This is a genomic window from Acidovorax sp. DMC1 (assembly GCF_056314325.1).
The window spans coordinates 123,399-143,802 of record NZ_JBQUYO010000009.1; the positions used below are offsets into that span (position 1 = coordinate 123,399).

At 65.4% G+C, this 20,404-nt stretch carries 15 protein-coding genes; 11 read left to right on the plus strand and 4 right to left on the minus strand.

The features are described 5' to 3' along the window. Positions 1 to 38: 38 nt before the first annotated feature. Entirely contained in the window at positions 39 to 3,692 is a 3,654-nt protein-coding gene (locus tag ACT531_RS18160) for a hydantoinase B/oxoprolinase family protein (RefSeq protein ID WP_395454942.1), read from the plus strand. A gap of 133 nt (positions 3,693 to 3,825) precedes the next feature. Beyond that, a complete protein-coding gene (locus ACT531_RS18165) occupies positions 3,826 to 5,499 on the plus strand; it encodes a methyl-accepting chemotaxis protein (RefSeq protein ID WP_476018324.1) in 1,674 nt (557 codons plus the stop codon). Positions 5,500 to 5,581: 82 nt separating this feature from the next. Here the strand turns inward: ACT531_RS18165 and ACT531_RS18170 are convergent, their stop codons facing one another. Further along, positions 5,582 to 7,282, minus strand: a complete 1,701-nt coding sequence (locus tag ACT531_RS18170; protein ID WP_015014336.1) for an electron transfer flavoprotein-ubiquinone oxidoreductase — start codon at positions 7,280 to 7,282, stop codon at positions 5,582 to 5,584. A gap of 139 nt (positions 7,283 to 7,421) precedes the next feature. On the opposite strand from ACT531_RS18170, the gene ACT531_RS18175 reads away from it, so the two are divergent. The 3 genes from ACT531_RS18175 to ACT531_RS18185 all read left to right on the plus strand — a co-directional run bounded on the left by ACT531_RS18175 (position 7,422) and on the right by ACT531_RS18185 (position 12,225). Further along, the gene (locus tag ACT531_RS18175) at positions 7,422 to 8,204 is read left to right on the plus strand and encodes an SDR family oxidoreductase (protein ID WP_015014335.1); all 783 of its coding nucleotides are present in this window, start codon (positions 7,422 to 7,424) and stop codon (positions 8,202 to 8,204) included. Between the two features lie 20 nt (positions 8,205 to 8,224). Continuing rightward, the gene (locus tag ACT531_RS18180) at positions 8,225 to 8,650 is read left to right on the plus strand and encodes an acyl-CoA thioesterase (protein ID WP_476018325.1); all 426 of its coding nucleotides are present in this window, start codon (positions 8,225 to 8,227) and stop codon (positions 8,648 to 8,650) included. Between the two features lie 413 nt (positions 8,651 to 9,063). Beyond that, positions 9,064 to 12,225, plus strand: a complete 3,162-nt coding sequence (locus tag ACT531_RS18185) for a bifunctional diguanylate cyclase/phosphodiesterase (protein ID WP_476018326.1) — start codon at positions 9,064 to 9,066, stop codon at positions 12,223 to 12,225. Between the two features lie 63 nt (positions 12,226 to 12,288). Here the strand turns inward: ACT531_RS18185 and ACT531_RS18190 are convergent, their stop codons facing one another. From ACT531_RS18190 to ACT531_RS18200, 3 genes are all read right to left on the minus strand, one after another. Continuing rightward, complete coding sequence (locus ACT531_RS18190; protein ID WP_476018327.1) at positions 12,289 to 12,897, minus strand: hypothetical protein; 609 nt, start codon at positions 12,895 to 12,897, stop codon at positions 12,289 to 12,291. 113 nt (positions 12,898 to 13,010) lie between these two features. After that, positions 13,011 to 13,592 carry a peroxidase-related enzyme gene (locus ACT531_RS18195; RefSeq protein WP_015014330.1) on the minus strand — a complete coding sequence of 194 codons (582 nt, stop codon included), beginning with the start codon at positions 13,590 to 13,592 and terminating at the stop codon, positions 13,011 to 13,013. A gap of 47 nt (positions 13,593 to 13,639) precedes the next feature. Then, positions 13,640 to 14,485 (minus strand): IclR family transcriptional regulator, encoded by an 846-nt coding sequence (locus ACT531_RS18200; protein WP_395454933.1) that lies wholly within the window; start codon positions 14,483 to 14,485, stop codon positions 13,640 to 13,642. Between the two features lie 134 nt (positions 14,486 to 14,619). Here ACT531_RS18200 and ACT531_RS18205 point away from each other — a divergent pair, with 134 nt between their 5' ends. The 6 genes from ACT531_RS18205 (at position 14,620) to ACT531_RS18230 (ending at position 20,400) form a co-directional block, all read left to right on the plus strand. After that, the gene (locus tag ACT531_RS18205; RefSeq protein WP_395454931.1) at positions 14,620 to 15,627 is read left to right on the plus strand and encodes a Bug family tripartite tricarboxylate transporter substrate binding protein; all 1,008 of its coding nucleotides are present in this window, start codon (positions 14,620 to 14,622) and stop codon (positions 15,625 to 15,627) included. Between the two features lie 40 nt (positions 15,628 to 15,667). After that, positions 15,668 to 16,588: an amidohydrolase family protein gene (locus ACT531_RS18210; RefSeq protein WP_395454929.1), complete on the plus strand. Its 921-nt coding sequence runs from the start codon at positions 15,668 to 15,670 to the stop codon at positions 16,586 to 16,588. A 12-nt stretch (positions 16,589 to 16,600) separates the two neighbouring features. After that, positions 16,601 to 17,620: a Bug family tripartite tricarboxylate transporter substrate binding protein gene (locus tag ACT531_RS18215; RefSeq protein WP_476018328.1), complete on the plus strand. Its 1,020-nt coding sequence runs from the start codon at positions 16,601 to 16,603 to the stop codon at positions 17,618 to 17,620. 75 nt (positions 17,621 to 17,695) lie between these two features. After that, the gene (locus ACT531_RS18220) at positions 17,696 to 18,382 is read left to right on the plus strand and encodes an RraA family protein (RefSeq protein ID WP_056746123.1); all 687 of its coding nucleotides are present in this window, start codon (positions 17,696 to 17,698) and stop codon (positions 18,380 to 18,382) included. Then, complete coding sequence (locus ACT531_RS18225; RefSeq protein ID WP_476018329.1) at positions 18,379 to 19,329, plus strand: NAD(P)-dependent oxidoreductase; 951 nt, start codon at positions 18,379 to 18,381, stop codon at positions 19,327 to 19,329. The genes ACT531_RS18220 and ACT531_RS18225 overlap by 4 nt, the downstream gene beginning before the upstream one ends. 63 nt (positions 19,330 to 19,392) lie before the next feature. Continuing rightward, on the plus strand, positions 19,393 to 20,400 hold the full coding sequence (locus tag ACT531_RS18230; RefSeq protein ID WP_476018330.1) for a Bug family tripartite tricarboxylate transporter substrate binding protein: 1,008 nt from the start codon (positions 19,393 to 19,395) through the stop codon (positions 20,398 to 20,400). The last annotated feature ends 4 nt before the right edge of the window (positions 20,401 to 20,404 follow it).

The window sequence follows — 20,404 nt, forward strand, 5'->3', positions numbered from 1 at the left end:
ACCACCTCTTTCCATTTTTTATCTCGGAGCCACTACACATGACCACCATGACACCCCAAACGCACACCCCACGCTGGCAGTTCTGGATCGACCGGGGCGGCACCTTCACCGACATCGTGGCCAAGCGGCCCGATGGCTCCCTGACCACCCACAAGCTGTTGTCCGAGAACCCCGAGCAGTACAAGGATGCCGCCGTGGCAGGCATTCGCCACCTGCTGGGCCTGAAGCCCGGCGAGCCTGTCACGCCCGCGCTGGTGGAGTGCGTGAAGATGGGCACCACGGTGGCCACCAACGCGCTGCTGGAGCGCAAGGGCGAGCCCACGCTGCTTGTCACCACACGCGGCTTTCGCGATGCACTGCGCATCGCGTACCAGAACCGCCCGCGCCTGTTTGACCGCCACATCCAGCTGCCCGAGCTGCTCTACACCGAAGTCATCGAGGCCCGCGAACGCATGGGCGCCCATGGTGGCGTGCTGCAGAACCTGGACGAAGCCACCTTGCGCGGTGACCTGCTGGCCGCCTACGGTCGCGGCCTGCGCAGCGTGGCCATTGTGTTCATGCACGGCTACCGCTACACCCAGCATGAGCAGGCAGCAAAGCGTATTGCCAAGGAAGTGGGCTTCACGCAGATCAGTACCTCGCACGAAACCAGTCCCATGATGAAGTTCGTGAGCCGGGGCGATACCACGGTGGTGGATGCGTATCTGTCGCCCATCCTGCGTCGCTATGTGGAGCAGGTGGCCAGCGAGATGCCAGGCGTCAAGCTGTTCTTCATGCAGTCCTCCGGTGGTCTTACCGATGCAGGCACCTTCCAGGGCAAGGACGCGATCCTCTCTGGTCCCGCAGGCGGCATTGTGGGCATGGCGCGCACGGCGGGCCTGGCCGGGCATGAAAAGGTCATCGGCTTTGACATGGGTGGCACGTCCACCGATGTGAGCCACTACGCCGGTGCGTTCGAGCGCGAGTTCGAGACCCACGTGGCGGGCGTGCGCATGCGCGCCCCCATGATGAGCATCCACACGGTGGCGGCTGGCGGTGGCTCGGTGCTGGCCTACGACGGTGCCCGTTTTCGCGTCGGCCCTGAGAGCGCAGGCGCCAACCCAGGCCCGGTGAGCTACCGCCGCGGCGGCCCGCTGGCCGTGACCGATGCGAATGTGATGGTGGGCAAGGTGCAGCCCCGTTATTTCCCCAGCGTGTTTGGCCCCGCCGCCAACGAAACACTGGACGCCGATGCGGTGCGTGCCCGCTTTGAAGAAATTGCTGCGCAGACCCAGCGCAAGCCCGAAGAAGTGGCCGAAGGCTTCATCCAGATCGCTGTGCAGCAGATGGCCAACGCCATCAAGAAGATCAGCGTGGCACGCGGCTACGACGTGACGCGCTACACGCTGCAGTGTTTTGGTGGCGCGGGCGGCCAGCATGCTTGCCTGGTGGCCGATGCGCTCGGCATGTCGCGCGTGTTCGTGCACCCGCTGGCTGGGGTGCTCAGCGCCTATGGCATGGGCCTGGCCGACCAGACCGTAATCCGCGAGCAGGCGGTGGAGATGCCGTTGGCGGCTGAATCTCTGCCCTTGATTGCCGAGCGCCTGGATACGCTGGGTTCTGCCGCGCAGGCCGAGCTGGAGCGCCAGCAGGTCAGCACTAACCCCGTACAGGTGCGCCACAACGTGCATGTGCGTTACGAGGGCACGGACTCGGCCCTGGTCGTGCCGTTTGGTGACATGGCCAGCATCCAGACGGCCTTTGAGGCCGCCTACCGCCAGCGTTTTGCGTTCCTCATGGCGGGCAAGGGCCTGGTGGTGGAGGCTGTGTCGGTCGAGGCCATGATTGCCGGTGACGCCCCCGCCGAGCCGCGCTTGCCCGTGCACTCGCACCGCAAGCATCCGCAGCGCGAGGTGGTCAAGATGTACTCGGGCGGTGCCTGGCACGATGCGGCCCTGGTGGTGCGCGAGGACCTGCACCCCGGCGACGTGATCCCCGGCCCCGCCATCATTGCCGAGAAGAACACCACCACCGTGGTGGAGCCCGGCTGGTCTGCGCGCCTGACCGACCTGGACCATTTGGTGCTGGACCGCGTGACGGCCCGCAAGGTGCAGTACGCCGCAGGCACCACGGTGGACCCGGTGCTGCTGGAGGTCTTCAACAACCTGTTCATGAACATCGCCGAGCAGATGGGGCTGCAACTGCAGAACACGGCGTATTCGGTCAACATCAAGGAGCGTCTGGACTTCAGCTGTGCGCTGTTCGACGCGGCCGGCAACCTGATCGCCAACGCGCCCCACATGCCCGTGCACCTTGGGTCAATGGGCGAGAGCATCAAGACCGTGATCCGCGAGAACGCGGGCAAGATGCACCCGGGCGACGTGTACATGCTCAACGACCCGTACCACGGCGGCACCCATCTGCCGGACGTGACGGTGATCACCCCGGTGTACGTGGCCGAGGGCAACGAACCCACGTTTTATGTGGGAAGCCGGGGCCACCATGCGGACATTGGCGGCACCACCCCGGGGTCCATGCCACCGTTCTCCACACGCATTGATGAAGAAGGTGTGCAGATCAACAACGTGAAGCTGGTGGACCGGGGCATCTTTCTGGAAGAGGAGGTGCGCACCCTGCTGGCCACGGGCGGCGGCACCACGCCATACCCCAGTCGCAACCCGCAGCAGAACCTGGCCGACCTGCGCGCACAGATCGCGGCGAACGAAAAAGGCGTGCAGGAGCTGTCGAAAATGGTGGACCAGTTTGGCCTGGATGTTGTGCAGGCCTACATGTGCCATGTGCAGGACAACGCCGAAGAGTCGGTGCGCCGTGTGATCACCCAGCTCAAGGACGGCAGCTTCACCCTGCCGCTGGACAACGGCGCGCAGATCAGCGTGTCGGTCAAGGTCAATGTGGCCGAGCGCAGCGCGGTCATCGACTTTGCAGGCACCAGCCCGCAGCAGATGAACAACTTCAACGCCCCGCGCGCAGTGTGCATGGCGGCCGTGCTGTATGTGTTCCGCACGCTGGTGGACGACGACATCCCGCTCAATGCCGGGTGCCTCAAGCCCCTGCAGGTGATCATTCCGCAAGGCTCCATGCTTAACCCCAACCCGCCGGCCTCGGTGGTGGCAGGCAATGTGGAGACCTCCACCTGCATCACCAATGCGCTGTTTGGCGCCCTGGGCGTGATGGCGGGCAGCCAGCCCACCATGAACAACTTCACCTTCGGCAATGCGCAGTACCAGTACTACGAAACCATTGCCGGTGGTAGCGGTGCGGGTGCGGTGCTGGACGCGTCGGGCCGGGCGGTGCGCGGCTTTGACGGCACCAGCGTGGTCCAGACCCATATGACCAACTCGCGCCTCACCGACCCCGAGGTGCTGGAGTTCCGCTTCCCGGTGGTGCTCGACAGCTACGAGATCCAGCGCGGCTCGGGCGGCGCAGGCCGCTGGGCGGGTGGCGATGGCGGCGTGCGGCGCGTGCGCTTCCTGGAGGCGATGACGGCCAGCATCTTGTCCAACGGGCGACTGAACCCCGCCTTTGGCATGGCGGGCGGCCAGCCGGGCAGGCCTGGTGCCAACCGCGTGCTGCGTGCCAATGGCCAGGTGGAGGAGCTGGGCCACATTGGCGCGGCGCTGATGGAGCCCGGCGATGTGTTCGAGATCGCAACCCCCGGCGGTGGCGGCTTTGGCGAATGTGTCGCGTCCTGACCTGACGGCCCGCTGACCCCGGTGGGGCAGGTGTTGTGTGCTCTGAGCCTTTGGGGGCGCACGGTGCACGGCGCTGGTCACCTCCCCGACTTCGACCCCCGCACGGTGCGGGAAATGAAACAGGAGAACGCTCATGAACTATTTGCCCGCCACATCCGGGGCGCCTGGTGGCGCCGCCTTCTCCGCCGCACCGGCCGACGCGGAGTTCAGCCGTGCCGTGCCAGACGCTGCCGCTCAGAGCCCTGCACCTGCGCGGCACCGCCGGACTCTGAGCGTGGGACAAAAACTGGCGGCCAGCTTTGGCATTCTGGGCTTTGCGGTGGCGCTGCTGGGGGCCACCACCTGGCTCACAGGGCAGGACACGAGCCGTCAGGCCACGTTGCTTACCACGGAGCAACTGCCCATCGAACGCACCGTGCGCGACTGGAAAACCCAGTCGGTCTATATCGGCCAGATTGCATTGCGGGCCACGTTGTCGTCCGATGTGTTCCCCCTGGTGGCCGAAATGCGCAATCAGATCGCCGCCGAAGACGCCATGCGCAAGCGCATTGATGAAGCGCTGACCAAGGCGGCTTCCAGCGAGAGCGCGAGGCCGCTGTGGGCACAGGCCCAGGCCGAACGCCAGAAATATGCCGCGCTGCGGGACGCACTGGTGCAAAACGCCCTGGAAGCCAAGATCATCAGCCAGAAAGAGCTGCAGGAGCACGCCGCCGCGTTGACCCAATACCTGCGGTCCATCGACCAGTTGCTTGCAGCGTCCGAACAGTCCTCCCTGAGGGCGGGCGACAGCATGATTGCCGACGCGTCCCGTGCGCAATGGGTCAGCGCGGTGGCCGTGCTGGTGGTGGTGGCGCTGTCGGCGCTGTTTGGCTGGCTGCTGCGGCGCTCCATCGTGCTGCCGCTGCGCCAGGCCTCCGAGGCGGCCGCAGTGGTGGCGCGGGGCGACCTCACAGTGCGTATGCAAACCCAGCGTACCGACGAGATCGGCCAGTTGCTCACGGCGCTGGACAAGATGGTCGAGTCGCTGCACTACGTGGTGACCGAGGTGCGTGACTCGGGCGAATCCATCCATGTGGCCAGCTCCGAAGTAGCAGCGGGCAACACCGACCTGAGCATGCGCACCGAGCACGCCGCCAGCAACCTGCAGCAGACGGCGGCCAGCATTGCCCAGCTGGCGCAGATGGTGGCCGCCAATGCCGACAGCACCCGCCAGGCCAATGCGCTGGCGCTCAACGCCACCGAGGTGGCCAGCAAAGGCGGCGAAGTGGTCAGCCAGGTGGTCAAGACCATGGAGGAGATCAATGCCAGCAGCAAGAAGATTGCCGACATCGTGGGCATCATCGATGGCATTGCGTTCCAGACCAACATCCTCGCGCTCAATGCGGCCGTCGAAGCCGCCCGGGCGGGCGAGCAGGGGCGCGGCTTTGCCGTGGTGGCCAGCGAGGTGCGGGGCCTGGCCGGGCGCAGCGCCAATGCGGCGCGCGAGATCAAGGCGCTGATCTCCACCAGCGTGGACAAGGTGAGTGACGGCGCCCGGCTGGTGGTGACCGCAGGTTCCACGATGGGCGACATCGTACAAAGCGTGGAGCGTGTGACCACGCTGATGTCCGAGATCAACGAGGCCAGCAGCGAGCAGAGCACACAGATCGGCCAGGTGAGTCAGGCTGTGGACCAGCTCGACCACATGACGCAGCAAAACGCCGCGTTGGTGGAGCAGGGCGCTGCAGCGGCCCAGAGCCTCAAGGACCAGGCCAACCGGCTGGCGGGTGCAATGGGGCAGTTTCAGCTCACGCGCGCAGCCGCGTGAGCGCCAGTGCCAGAGACATCAATAAAAAAGGGCCTGCAGCGCAGGCCCTTCAAGTGCAAGTTGCTATGAATTTTGATGGTGCTTACATGCCCGCGTAGTTCGGGCCACCGCCGCCTTCCGGCGTGACCCACACGATGTTCTGTGTGGGGTCCTTGATGTCGCAGGTCTTGCAGTGCACGCAGTTTTGCGCGTTGATCTGCAGGCGCTGGGCATCACCGCCTTTGGTGGTGTCGGGCACGAACTCGTACACGCCTGCCGGGCAATAGCGCGCCTCGGGGCCGGCGTACTTGGCCAGGTTGATGTTGACCGGCACGCTCGGGTCTTTGAGCGTGAGGTGGGCGGGCTGGTTCTCTTCGTGGTTGGTGTTGCTGATGAACACGCTGGAGAGGCGGTCGAAGGTCAGCTTGCCATCGGGCTTGGGGTAGACGATGGGCTTGCACTCGGCCGCAGGCTTCAGGTACGCGTGGTCGGGCTTGTCGCGGTGCAGCGTCCAGGGGATGTGGCCGCGCAGCACGAACTGCTCGAAACCGTTCATCAGCGTGGCCGTGGTCAGGCCGTACTTGAACCAGTTCTTGAAGTTGCGGTCCTTGTTCAGCTCGGTGTGCAGCCAGCTCTTTTCGAAGGCTTCGGGGTAGGCGGTGAGCTCGTCGTGCTGGCGGCCTGCCACCACGGCGTCGTAGGCGGCTTCGGCGGCCAGCATGCCGGTCTTGATGGCGGCGTGGCTGCCCTTGATGCGGCCGACATTCAGGTAGCCGGCATTGCAGCCCACCAGGGCGCCGCCTGGGAACACGGTCTTGGGCAGGGCGTTGATGCCGCTGGCGTTGATGGCACGTGCGCCGTAGGACAGGCGCTTGGCCGTGATCTCGCCCTTTTCGTTTTCGAAGTAGTAGCGGACGTTGGGGTGCGTCTTCCAGCGCTGGAATTCTTCGAACGGGCTCAGGTAGGGGTTGGCATAACCCAGGCCGGTGACGAAGCCCAGGGCCACCTTGTTGCCCTCCAGGTGGTACAGGAAGGCGCCGCCGTAGGTGTCGTTCTCCATGGGCCAGCCGGCGGTGTGCATCACAAAGCCGGGCTGGTGCTTCTTGGGGTCGATCTCCCACAGTTCCTTGACGCCGATACCGAAGCTCTGCGGGTCGCGGTCCTTGTCGAGGTGGAACTTGGCGATCAGCTGCTTGCCCAGGTGGCCGCGTGCGCCTTCGGCAAACACGGTGTACTTGCCCAGCAGCTCCATGCCCAGCTGGAAGTTCTCGGTGGGCTCGCCGTCCTTGCCGATGCCCATGTTGCCCGTGGCCACGCCCTTGACGGAGCCGTTGTCGTTGTAGAGCACTTCAGCCGCAGTGAAGCCGGGGAAGATCTCCACGCCCAGGGCTTCGGCCTGTTCGCCCAGCCACTTGGTCAGGTTGCCCAGGCTGATGATGTAGTTGCCGTGGTTCTGCGCAAAGGGCGGCAGGAACATGTTGGGCACGCGAAAGCCCGATTTTTCAGACAGGAAGATGTAGGCGTCGTCGGTGACGGGCTGGTTCAGGGGCGCGCCGCGCTTTTTCCAGTCGGGGATCAGCTCGGTGAGGGCCTTGGGGTCCATGATGGCGCCCGACAGGATGTGTGCACCGGGTTCGGAGCCTTTTTCGAGCACCACCACCGAGACGTCCTGGCCTTTTTCGGCCGCCAGTTGCTTCAGGCGGATCGCAGTGGCAAGGCCGCCAGGGCCGCCGCCAACGACCACCACGTCGTATTCCATGGATTCGCGGGGGCCGTATTGGGCGAGGATTTCTTCGTTGGTCATGGGCTTCTCGTCGGGCGTTTGATAATGGATTATTTTCTACAGAGCGCCGACCGCGCCCTGTCTGTCTGGCGACTGATTGTATTCACGGAATATAGACAATCGAACGACCGTTCTATTTTGATCAGTAGGGAGACTCTAAATGGCATACAGCATCGACTTGTCCGGCCGCGTGGCCTTCATCACGGGCGCGTCCAGCGGCCTGGGCGCGCAGTTTGCCCGCACCCTGGCCCGCGCTGGCGCAGGCGTCGTGCTGGCCAGCCGCCGGGTGGAAAAACTCAAGGAGCTGCGCGCGCGCATCGAAGGCGAGGGCGGTGATGCCCATGTGATCGAACTCGATGTGACCGACCACGACTCCATCAAGTCCGCCGTGGCCCATGCCGAGACCGAAATGGGCTCCATCGACATTCTGGTCAACAACTCGGGCGTGAGCACCACGCAGCGCATCCAGGACGTGACGCCCGAGGACTATGACTTCATCTTCGACACCAATGTGAAGGGCGCCTTCTTTGTGGCGCAAGAGGTGGGCAAGCGCATGCTGGCCCGCTCCCGCGGTGCAGCGCCGGGCAGCTTCACCGGCGGTCGCATCATCAATATCGCTTCGATGGCGGGCCTGAAGGTGCTGCCGCAGATCGGCGCCTATTGCATGAGCAAGGCAGCTGTGGTGCAGATGACCCGGGCGATGGCCCTGGAGTGGGGCCGGTTCGGCATCAACGTGAATGCGATCTGCCCCGGCTACATCGACACGGAAATCAACCACCACCACTGGCAGACCGAGCAGGGCAAGAAGCTCATGGACATGCTGCCGCGCAAGCGCGTGGGCCAGCCGCAGGACCTGGATGCGCTGCTGGTGATGCTGGCCAGTGACCAGAGCCATTTTGTGAATGGCGCGGTGATCGCAGCCGACGACGGCTTCGCGGTCTGATCCCTGGGGCACGAGCGGGTATGAAGATCGAAATCCCTGAGGTCAAGAAGCTGGTCTTTGAGATGCGGTTCCCGGTGCGCTGGGGCGACATGGATGCGATGGGCCATGTCAACAACACCGTGTACTTCCGCTACCTGGAAACCGCGCGCATCGAGTGGATGGTGTCGGTGGGCTGCAACCCCGACCCGCGCGGACAGGGGCCTGTCATCGTCAATGCGTTCTGCAATTTCTACAAGCAGCTCGAATACCCGGCCGACGTGTTGCTCAATCTCTACGTGAGCGACCCGGGCCGCACCACGTTCGAGACCTGGGGCACGATGGAGCGCGTGGACCAGCCGGGCGTGATATGCGCAGCGGGCGGAGCTACGACGATCTGGGTGGACTTTCCGCAGCAGAAGGCCGCGCCGCTGCCCGACTGGATGCGGACGCTGGTGACTGCCAGCTGACCGTCCGTCCTGTCAATTGAGCCCCGTGGCGGGGGCTGGTGGCTCATTTTTTGGACTATTCGGCCGGTAGCGCACGTGATAAATGCCTTGATTGCTATTAAAAAGATAGTGTTTGGGCGATTTGCACCGGTGGTTTGACGACAGAGTGGAAGGCAAGCCTCTGCGAGCACCCAGCACCCGTGCCACTTCTTCCCTCTGCTGGTGGCCCTGCGGTAGCCAGTGAATACGGCTCCACAGGCACCCAGGCGCGGAGCACTGTGCCCATACCGCCGACCCCATACCGCGCCTTCTCATTCAACCTCCTGTTCTTTTTGTTACCTGTTAGGATGACTTCGGCAACGATAGAAGAAAACGAATAGAGCCGGGGAGGGGACTTCCAACACCGCACCGACGTGCTGCTTTGTGCTTTCTGAATGAATTCAACCATCCCAGCAAGCGCGGCTGCCAGCAGCATCAACAAGGTGACCAATCTGGTCATCGCGTCGGTTCTCTTCATGTTTGGCCTGTACGCCTTTGACGAATGGAGGCAGGTCAAGGACCGTGAAGAGGAGCACATGCAGTCCAACCTGGTGCTGCTGACGCGGACGCTGGACACCTTCTTTCTCTCCAAACGCGCTGGCCTGTTCAGCCTGGCAGAAACCATCGCCATCTCGCCCGGTGGTATCGACAACCTGGCGCTGGCACAGCAACTGCTGACGGACTACCGCAAGCACCGCCCCGAAGTCAGCGAGATATCCCTGAGCGAAATGAACGGCAAGGTGCTGGCCTCGTCCCATGCGGCGGACAGGAACGGCCAACCCGGCCTGGTGGATCAATCCGGCTTTCAAGACTTTGCGCGGGACACTAAGGACCAGCACGACATCTACCTGGGACGACCCCAGCGCGACGCGCAGAGCCAGGACTGGGTGTTCACGCTGCGTTATGTGCTGCGGGATGCGCAAGGCAAGCCCCGGGCGGTGCTGACAGATGTGTTTCCGGTCGATTTTCTGGAGTCGCTCTGGAAAGACGCGCCGCTGGTGCAGCAGCTCACAGTGGGTGTGCTGCGCGATGACGGCTACCTGATGACCCGGCTTCCGGTGCCCGCCACGGTCACCAAGGACGAGGTGTATGGCATGCGTCGGGACGGGGTGCTGGTACGGTATCTCGCGCAGCACCAGTTCCCCCTGCAAGGGCGGGTCGAGGGACCCAATGCGCTGTTGAAGGGGCAGAACTTTATCAACCTGTTCCACCGGCTCGACAGGCTCCCTGCGACCGTCTTTGTCGGGCAGCCCGAGAGTCGGTTCTTTCAGGTCTGGGCCCGCAGCATCGACACTCCCCTGGCGCTCACGGCGCTGTTGCTGGTGTTTATCAAGCTCGTGTCGCTGCGCCTCGCTCGCCGCGAGCACGAAGCCGAGCAGCAGCGGCTGGCGGTGGAAAGGGTGCTGCGTGAGAGCGAGACCGAGCAGCGCTCCCTCATCGACAACCTGATGACGGGTCTGGTCATCCACGATGCGACGGGCGCTGTGGTGCGATGCAACGCCGAGGCCAGTAACCTGCTGGGGCTGAGTTTTGAGCAGATGACCGGCAAGCAACTGATCGACCCGGCCTGGTCCTTCGTGAACGAGCAGGGGGCCGTCATGCCGGTTTCCGACTACCCCGCCTCCCGGGTGCTTGCGACCCGTGAACCTGTCAACGGGGTGGTGGGAGGCATCGTCCGTGGCAAGGATGCAGGCATCTGCTGGGTGCTGAGCCGGGCCGACCCGTGGTTCACCACCGATGGACAGCTCGACAAGATCGTGGTGACCTTTGTCGACATCACCATGCGGCGCAAGCTGACGTCGCAGTTACGGGACCGCGAACTCAAGTTCCAGGCGCTGTTTGACAACAGCATGGACGCCGTGTTGCTGACCTCGCCCGATGGCACCGTGCTGGCCGTGAACCAGGCGGCTTGCCGACTGTTTGACTTGAGCGAGGCACAAATCATCGCCCGGGGGCGCATGGGGCTGGCCGACCCTGCCGACCCCCGGTTGCAGGAGCTGCTGGTACAGCGCCAGCAGAGGGGGCAGGCGGCCGGCCTGCTGACCATGGTCCGGGGTGATGGCAGCCACTTCACCGCCGAGATCAGCTCCAGCATTTATGGCGACAGTGAAGGCCGCCAATACAGCAGCATGATCGTTCGCGACATCACGGAGCGCCTGCGCAGCCAGGCCGAGCTGGAGGCTGCCAATGCGCAGATGCGCCGCATCAACGAGCAGCTGGCCGAGGTGGCGCACTTTGACATGCTGACGCACCTGCCCAACCGCGTTCTGCTCGCCGACCGGCTTCAGCAGGCCATGGCGCACTGTGTGCGTCGCAACAAGTCGCTGGCGGTGGCGTTTCTGGATCTGGATGGTTTCAAGGACATCAACGACCGGTATGGCCATGCGGCGGGCGACGAGTTTCTGGTGGCGATTGCCAAGCGTCTGCGGTCTGCACTGCGCGATGGCGACACGCTCGCGCGCATTGGTGGGGACGAGTTTGTGGCCGTCATGACCGACCTGACGGCCGAGCAGGACTGCGAGCCCCTGCTGTTGCGGCTGTTGCAGGTGGCGGCCGAGCCGTTGCTGGTAAGCGGGCAATCCCTGCAGGTGTCTGCCAGCATTGGCGTCACCATCTACCCGCAGGATGGTTCCAGTTCGGAGCAGCTCATCCGCCATGCCGACCAGGCCATGTACCTGGCCAAGCAGGCGGGCAAGAATCGGTTCCACCTGTTTGATGTGGCCAGCGATGCTGCCATCCGGATCAAGCGCGAAAGCCTGGAGCAGATTGCCACCGCCATCGCTCAGCGGGAGCTGGTGCTGTACTACCAGCCCCAGGTCAACATGCAGACAGGTGAGGTGGTGGGCATGGAGGCGCTGGTCCGCTGGTTGCATCCGCAGCGGGGCCTGCTGGCCCCGAGCCAGTTCCTGCCGGTGATTGAAGACCACGACATGGCGATTGCGATTGGCGAGCGGGTGCTGGACATGGCCCTGTCGCAAATGGCGCAGTGGCTGGCGGTGGGGCTGCGCATGCCGGTCAGCGTCAACGTGTTCTCCAAGCAGCTCCAGCAAGAGGACTTTGTGCACAACCTGCGCCAGGCACTGGCCGCGCATCCCTCGGTGCCTTCGTCGGCGCTGGAGCTGGAGATTGTGGAGACCAGCGCGTTGCAGGACATGGCCCAGGTGTCTGGCCTGATGCACGCATGCGCCGAACTGGGCGTGCGGTTTGCTCTGGACGATTTTGGGACCGGTTATTCGTCGCTGACCTACCTGAAAAAGCTGCCTGCAGAGCTGCTCAAGATCGACCAGAGCTTTGTGCGCGACATGCTCGAAGACCGCGACGACCTGGCCATTGTGCAGGGTGTGGTGGGCCTGTCCAAAGCGTTCAACCGCAAGGTGATTGCCGAAGGTGTGGAGACCGTGGACCACGGCCGCACGCTGCTGGCCATGGGCTGTGTGCTGGGCCAGGGCTATGGCATTGCGCGGCCCATGCCCGCGCAGCAGGTACCGGGCTGGCTGGACCAGTGGCAGGCGCAGCAGCCCTGGGTGCGCGAGACCGATACAGACTTGCCGGCCTGAGGTCCTGAGGTCGCGCGGGGCATCGCGCGGGTATCGGTCCGTTGAGTCGCAGTGGGACAGCCTTTATCGTGGGGGCAGGGCAACACATTGCGCCAGAGGCATGCCCTGTGCCTCTGAGGCGCCCAGCAGCACAAGGCGCTGCAGCTCTGGCAAATACCGGATGGCTGTCTGCGGTGCGCTGTAGCCGTTGCTGTTGTTCAGGCGTTCTTGCATGCGCAGCACAAGACGGCTGGGCAGGTGTTCGATGCTGAGGGTGCGCACACCCGTGTAGAAGGTGGTCTCTATGGTGCCTTCGGTGCCGAAAAAGCCGCCACCCACGCGCGCCGCGCGGCGCCGGCCCTCGAAGGTCGTGGTGATGCGCAGCTTTCCGTCGCGGCTGGTACAGCTCCCCTCGAAGGCCGCAGCGCACTCCATGGGCAGCGGATTCTGTTGCACCAGCACTGCCTGCACGGACGGGGTGTGCAGCAGTGCGGGGGGCACGGGCTCCAGGCGTACGCAATCGGCGGTGGGTACGACCTGCCACGCCGTAGCGCCCGGCGAGTCAGGGATTTGCAGGCGCGAGCCTGCAACACCCGCACCGAGGTAGTAAGTCGGCGCCGCCCCCGTGCTGGACTCTTCGCGGAAGAGCGAGGCGGACCGCAACGGCGACAGCGCGCCAGCGGGCACGGCCACAGTCAAAGGGTGAAGGGGCAGCGTGCCCTCCGGTGGCCCAAACCCTGCGCCCTGTACCGCAGGGGCGGCCAGAACCCAAAGCCAGATCGTTCGTGCGGAGCGCATGGTTTGGATCAGGCCGCAGGCTTGGCCTTGGGCACACGGCCCATCAGATAGAACTCTGGGTTGGGCTGCATGCCCGCAAAGCTGGCCATGCGGTTGGACAGGCCAAAGAATGCCGTGATGGCGGCGATGTCCCAGATGTCCTCGTCGTCGAAACCATGGGGGTGCAGGGCCTCGAAATCCGTGTCGTCGATCTCGTGGGCGTTCTGGCACACCTTCATGGCGAAGTCGAGCATGGCCCGCTCCCGGGGGCTGATGTCCGCCTTGCGGTAGTTCACCGCCACCTGGTCGGCGATGAGCGGCTTCTTCTCGTAGATGCGCAGGATCGCGCCATGCGCCACCACGCAATACAGGCACTGATTGGCCGCGCTGGTGGTGGTGACGATCATCTCGCGCTCGCCCTTGGTCAGGCTGCCTTCTTCCTTGAGCATGAGCGCATCGTGGTACGCAAAGAATGCACGCCATTCCGCTGGTCGGCGGGCAAACGCGAGGAATACGTTGGGGATGAATCCCGCCTTCTCCTGCACTTCAAGAATCCGCGCGCGGATGTCCTCGGGCAGGGTGTTCAGGTCAGGGAAGGGGTAGCGGCTCACGGCAGTCTCCTCGGCTTTTTGTGTGGGGTGGATAACGGATGCAAGTATCAGGGATGCCATTGCGTCGCCCGCACGGGGGCATGGGCCGGCGCGGCCGAACTCCCTGCCAGTGCGTAGGACAACTGTGTCGCTGCAGCGACCACGGTGTGCGCCAGCGCTTCGAGCTTTTCGGCGGGCAAACGCGAGGCCGGGCCTGAGATGCACACCGAGCCCATGAGCCGCCAGTGCATGCCAAACACCGGTGCCGACACGGTGGCCACGCCCTGTTCCCGTTCACCAATCGACCAGTGGTAGCCCTTCTTGCGGATCTCTTCATAGGCCTTGCCCGGCTCGCCTGAAAACGCCAGGATCACGCGGCCCGGCGAGCCCTTGTCCAGCGGCAGTCCTTCGCCCATGCGGGCGTGGTGGCGCAGCGCCTGTGGGCCTTCCACGCGCACAAGGCAGGTGCGCACATTGCCTTCACGCACATAAAACGCAGCGCTTTCGCCCGTGGCAACGGTCAGTTCACGCAGCGCGGGCTCCAGCACGTTCTGCACGTCAAAGCCTGCCTGGTAGCGCGCACCCAGCCAGCCTGCGGCCGGGCCCAGGCGCCAGTCGCCGTCTTCGCGCTGCACCATGAACCCGGACTGCGCCAGCGTGCGGGCCAGGCGCAGCACGGTGGTCTTGTGAAGGCTGCAGCGGCGGCTCAGCTCTGCCAGGGACAGGCTGGACTCGCCCAGTGCAAAGGCTTCCAGCACCTGCAGCGCACGCGTCACGGCGATCACGCCACCGGTGTCCTTGGTCGCCGCATCGGTCGGCCGGTCTGCGCTTTCATCGGCCCCGGCGGTGGTGGCATTTGGCTGGGTGGCCTTGCGCGGGGCAGGGCGCGCGGGCGAAGAGGGTGGGTTGCTCATGGCGCAATTCGTTTCATTGTGTGCAACTGCATTGTATGGGTTGAAACGCGTGCGTACATTCGCACACCACGGCGCCAGGCCCGAACAGGCCCTTGCAGACCGGTGTGACGAACCACCATAACGGAGACAAATCCATGCCCGCTTTTTCATCGCTTTCACGTTCTTTGAGTGCGCGCCTGTGCGCCGCTTTCCTGGGCCTTGCGGCCGTGGCCGTGCCCCACGGCGCTGCGCAGGCGCAGACGGCTTACCCCGCCAAGGCCATCCGCCTGATTGTTCCGTTCCCCCCCGGCGGTGGCACCGACATGATCGCCCGCGCCGTGGCGCAGAAGATGGCCGACCAGAACAAGTGGAGCGTGATCGTGGACAACCGCCCCGGCGCCGGTGGCAACCTGGGGGTGGACGCTGTGGCCAAGGCCGACCCGGACGGCTACACACTGGTGATGGGGCAGACCAGCAACCTCGCCATCAACCCCACGCTGTACAAGAAGCTGCCCTACGACCCGCTCAAGGACCTGGCGCCTGTGGCGCTGGTGTCGTCCTCGCCCATCGTGATGGCGGTGCCGGTCAATTCGCGCTTCAAGACCTTTGCCGATGTGGTGGCTGCCTCCAAGGGCAAGCCTGATGCCCTGACGCTGGGCTATTCGGGCAACGGCACCGTGGCCCATCTGGCCGGGGAACTGGCAGAGAACGCTGCTGGCATCCAGTTGCGCCACATTCCCTACAAGGGCGCGGCCCAGGCCATGACGGACCTGATGGGCGGACAGATTGATCTGTACATGTCGTCCGTGCCCACGCTGCTGGGCCATGTGCGCAATGGCAAGCTCAAGGTCATAGCCATCACCTCCGCCCAGCGCTCCGCGCAGCTGCCGGATGTGCCCACGCTGGCGGAGTCCGGGTTCAAGGGCTTTGAGGCCGTGACCTGGTTCGGTGTGCTGGCCCCTGCGGGCACGCCTGCAGCCATCGTGGCGCAGCTGAACAAGGCCATCAACCAGGCCCTCAAGCAACCGGACGTGGCGGACAAGCTGCGCTCTGAAGGCGGCGACATCCTCGGGGGCACGTCCGAGCAGTTTGCGGCACTGCTGCGCACCGAAGTGCCCCGCTGGTCCAAGATCGTGAAGGACTCTGGCGCCAGCCTGGACTGATCGAGCCGCCACGTTCATCCCCCGCTGACTGCCCATCGCCATGACCCGCGATCGCCTTGTCACGCCCGTACCGTTCTCTCTGGGAACGACGGCGCCCCGTACCGCACTGCCTGCGGCGGCGTGCGACTGCCACGTGCATGTGTACGACCAGCGCTTTCCTGCTGCGCCCGGCGCCAGGCTGTTGCCGCCCGACGCGTCGGCCAGCGACTACCGCGCGCTGCAGCAGCGCCTGGGCACCGAGCGCACGGTGCTGGTCACGCCATCCACCTACGGTTCGGACAACCGCTGCATGCTGCAGGGCCTGGCCGCGTTGGGTACGCAGGCCCGGGGCGTGGCCGTGATCGATGGCTGCGAGAGCGATGCCCAGCTGCAGGCCCTGCACGACGCGGGCGTGCGCGGCGTGCGGCTGAACCTGTCGCTGGGCGTCACGGGCTCGGTGGACTCCATCCTGCCCCTGGCCCAGCGCATTGCGCTCTGGGGCTGGCATCTGCAGCTGCTGATGGCACCCGATGCGCTGGCCAGCCTGGGCGATGTGCTGCGCAGTGTGTCCGTGCCCTTGGTGTTTGACCACCTGGGGCGCATCGCACCCGAGCAAGCCGGGAAGCACCCAGCCCACGCACTGCTGCTGCAGCTGATGGGCGAGGGCAGGGCCTGGGTCAAGCTTTCGGGCGGCTACATCGTCAGCGCCACCCATGCGGTGGACGACCCGGCGCTCGATGCACTGGCCGCCAGCTACCTGCGTGCCGCACCAGAGCGCGTGCTGTGGGGCAGCGACTGGCCCCACGCCACCGCCAGCGCTGGCCTGCACCCCGTGCCGGACGACGCATTGCAAATCGACGCGCTGGCGCGCTGGTGCGATCCGGCCGGTGCGGATGCCCTGCGCCGCGTGCTGGTCACCAACCCTGCCGCGCTTTACGGCTTCCCGCCGGTCTCGACTTCTTCATCCCCCACCCCTGTCTGAGGGCCTTGCACCATGACCTCTTTGGTATCTCCCCTATCCACGCACGGCGCACAGCGCCGCCACCTGTTGACCACCATGGCCCTTGCGGGCGCTGGTGTGGGGATGGGACTGCCCGCTTGGGCGCAAAACGATTGGCCTGCGGGCAAGCTCATCACCTGGGTGGTGCCTTACCCCGCCGGTGGCAGCACCGATGTGCTGGGCCGCAACATCGCCCTCAAGCTGGGCGCGGCCCTGTCCACCAACGTCATCGTGGACAACAAGGCCGGGGCCACGGGCACCATTGGCGCGGCCTACGTGGCCAAGGCGGCGCCCGACGGGCTCACGCTGCTGGGCACGTCCATCGGCCCGCAGGCCATTGCCCCGCACCTGATGGCCAAGCTGCCCTACGACCACATCACGGCGTTCGAGCCCGTGATCACCGTGGGCACCATTCCGCACATCCTGGTGGTGGGCGCCAACCAGCCGTTCAAGACGGTGGCCGACCTGCTGGCCGCCGCCAAGGCCCAGCCCGGCAAGCTGGCGTTTGCCTCGGGCGGCAACGGCACCATCTTGCAAATGCAGGGGGAGCTGCTGCAGCAGCAAACCGGCGCGCGCTTCATTCATGTGCCCTACAAGGGCGACACCCCCGCGCTGCAAGACACGCTGGCCGAGCAGGTGCAGTTCATGTTTGCGCCCGCAGCCGCTGCACTGCCGCATGTGCAGTCGGGCAAGTTGCGCGCACTGGCCGTCACGTCTGCCCAGCGCCTCAAGGCCCTGCCTGCCGTGCCCACCATGGGCGAGGCGGGGCTCAAGGACTTTGTGGTGGAGCAGTGGCAGGCCGTGTTTGCGCCTGCCAAGACGCCCGCCGCCATCGTGCAGCGCCTGAACCGCGAGATCGCCGCCACGCTGGAAGACCCCGCCCTCATCGCCCTGGCCGACAAGCTGGGCGTGACGCTGGTGGGCGGCACGCCCCAGCAGCTGGGCGACCTGCAAAAGGCCGACTCGGCCAAGTGGGCCAAGGTCATCAAAGACGGAAACATCAAGGCCGACTGATACCCGCGATCCACCCATTGTCAAAAAAGCAAAACGCTGCTTCTTCGTTTTCATTACCTCAACCGGACCACTCCCATGAGCCAACTCCCTGAAATCATCCGCACCATCGACCGCGTGAGCGGCGACGTCGTGGCCCAGGCCGCTACCTACCAGGCCGCCATCCTGGCCGACGTGGCAGGTCGCCGCGGCACCATGCATGGCCGCGTGGCGCCTGTGCACCAGAACATGAAGGTGGCTGGCCCCGCCTTCACCGTGGAAGTGCGCCCCGGCGACAACCTCATGATCCACGCCGCCATTGCCCTGGCCCAGCCAGGCGATGTGCTGGTGATTGACGGCAAGGGCGACCAGACGGCGGCGCTGATGGGCACGCTGATGCTCAGCGCCTGCAAGAAGCGCGGCCTGGCGGGTGTGATCGTGGACGCCTCCATCCGCGACAAGCTGGAAATTCTGGAGCTGGACTTCCCCGTGTTCAGCGCGGGCTTCAACCCTGCAGGGCCCACCAAGTACGTGCCCGGCCGCATCAACCACCCCATCAGCGCCGGTGGCGCGGTGGTGAACCCGGGTGACCTGGTGGTGGGCGATGCCGATGGCGTGGTCGTCATCGAGCGCGAAAAAGCCCCCGCCATGCTGGCCCTGGCCGACAAGAAGGTGGCCGACGAAGCCGCCCGCATCGAAGCCATCGCCCGTGGCGACACGGCATCGAAATGGCTGCCTGCGGCCCTGCGCGCTGCGGGCGTTTTGAAGGAAGGGGAATCGCTGTGAGCAACGCTACCCACCCCGTCATCATCGTGACCGGCGCCGACCTGGCGCAACAAGCCCTGGATTTGCTCACAGGTTACGAGATCGTCTACGCAGGCAAGACGCCGACGGAAGAGGACATGGTGGCCCTGTGCCGCGCGCACAACCCCGTGGCCATCATCGTGCGCTACGGCAAGGTGGGCGCTTCGGTGATGGACGCGGCCCCCGCGCTCAAGGTCATTTCCAAGCACGGCAGCGGCACCGACACCATCGACAAGGTGGCCGCCAAGGCCCGTGGCATTGAGGTGGTGGCCGCCGTGGGCGCCAACGCCGCCGCCGTGGCCGAGCAGGCCCTGGCCCTGCTGCTGGCTTGCGCGAAGTCGGTGGTGCAACTCGATGCGCGCATGCACGCTGGCCACTGGGACAAGGCCACGCACAAGAGCCTGGAACTGGGCGGCCGCACCGTGGGCCTGGTGGGCCTGGGTGCGATTGGCCTGCGCTTTGCCAAGATGGCAGACGCCCTGGGCATGCGCGTGATTGGCTTCGATCCGTTTGCCAAGAACCTGCCCGCCTACGTGCAAGCGGTCGACCTGGAAACCATCTGGCGCGAATCGGATGCCATTTCGCTGCACTGCCCGCTGACCGACGACAACCGGGGCATGCTGAACGCCGCCACGCTGGCGCAATGCAAGCGCGGCGTGATCGTGGTGAACACCGCACGCGGCGGCCTGATCGATGAGGCCGCGCTGCTGGCTGCCGTGCGCTCGGGCCAGGTGATGGCAGCGGGGCTCGACAGCTTTGCGGTGGAGCCCATGACGGCGGGCCATCCCTTCCAGGGCGAGAAGAACTTCATCCTCAGCCCCCACATCGGCGGCGTGACGAGCGACGCCTACGTGAACATGGGTGTGGGCGCAGCCAAGAACCTGCTGGCTGTGCTGGCCCGTGCGCCGCACGCAGTAGCCGTCGCCTGAGCGCAGGCTTGCCCCCAAAACATGGCCGGGCAGGGTGCCCGGCCCCACAGGAGACAACAGACCATGGCACGCAATTTCAATAAAAATAGGCCTCTTGCGATAGTCAATCATGCGCTGGCAGCTATTGTTTTGGTAGCGGCTGGCAACGCCTTCGCCCAAACAGGCGCAGCAGCCTATCCGACCAAGCCCGTGAAGCTGGTGGTGGGCTTTGCCGCAGGCGGCCCCACCGATGTGGTGGCGCGCGCATTTGCCGACCACGCGAGCAAGGCGCTGGGTCAGCCCTTCATCATCGACAACAAGCCCGGTGCGGGCACCGTCATTGCCGCGCAGGCCGTGGCCAGCGCCCCGGCCGATGGCTATACGCTGCTGTTTGGTGCCACCAACCACACCATGATTCCGGCGCTGTACCAGGGCCGCGTCAAGTTTGATGCGGTGAAGTCCTTCCGCCCGCTGTGCACGGTGGCGGGCAGCCCCACGGTGCTGGTGGTGGCCCCCAACCTGCCGGTGAAAACCCTGGCCGACTACCAGGCCAAGGCCCGTGCCGAGCCCGGCCGCGTGACCGCAGGCACGGCGGGGGTGGGCAGCTCAGGCCACTTCGCCACCGAGGTTTTTGCGCGCGCCCAGGGGCTGCAGCTCAACCACGTGCCCTACAAGGGCGCCGCGCCGGTGGTGACGGACCTGATGGGTGGCCAGCTCGACAGCTCTTTCGCCACGCTGGGCTCGGTGCTGCCGCAGATCCATAGCGGCAAGCTGCGCGCCTTGGCCGTGGGCGCGCCCCAGCGCTCGGCCCTGGTGCCTGACGTGCCCACTTTTGCCGAGGCAGGCGGTGGCAACTACGCGGCCGACGTGTGGTACGGCGTGCTGGCCCCGGCAGGACTGCCCGAGCCCATCGCCCAGGCGCTGGAGCGCACGGCGGCCGACTTTGCCAAGAGTCCGTCGGCTGCCGAGAAGCTGCGCGGTATGGGCATGGAGGCTGAATCGGTCTGCGGCAACGCCTTTGCCACCCGCGTGGCCCGCGAAGTGACCACCTATAGCCAGATTGCAAAAGCGCTCGACCTCAAAGCAGATTGAGCGG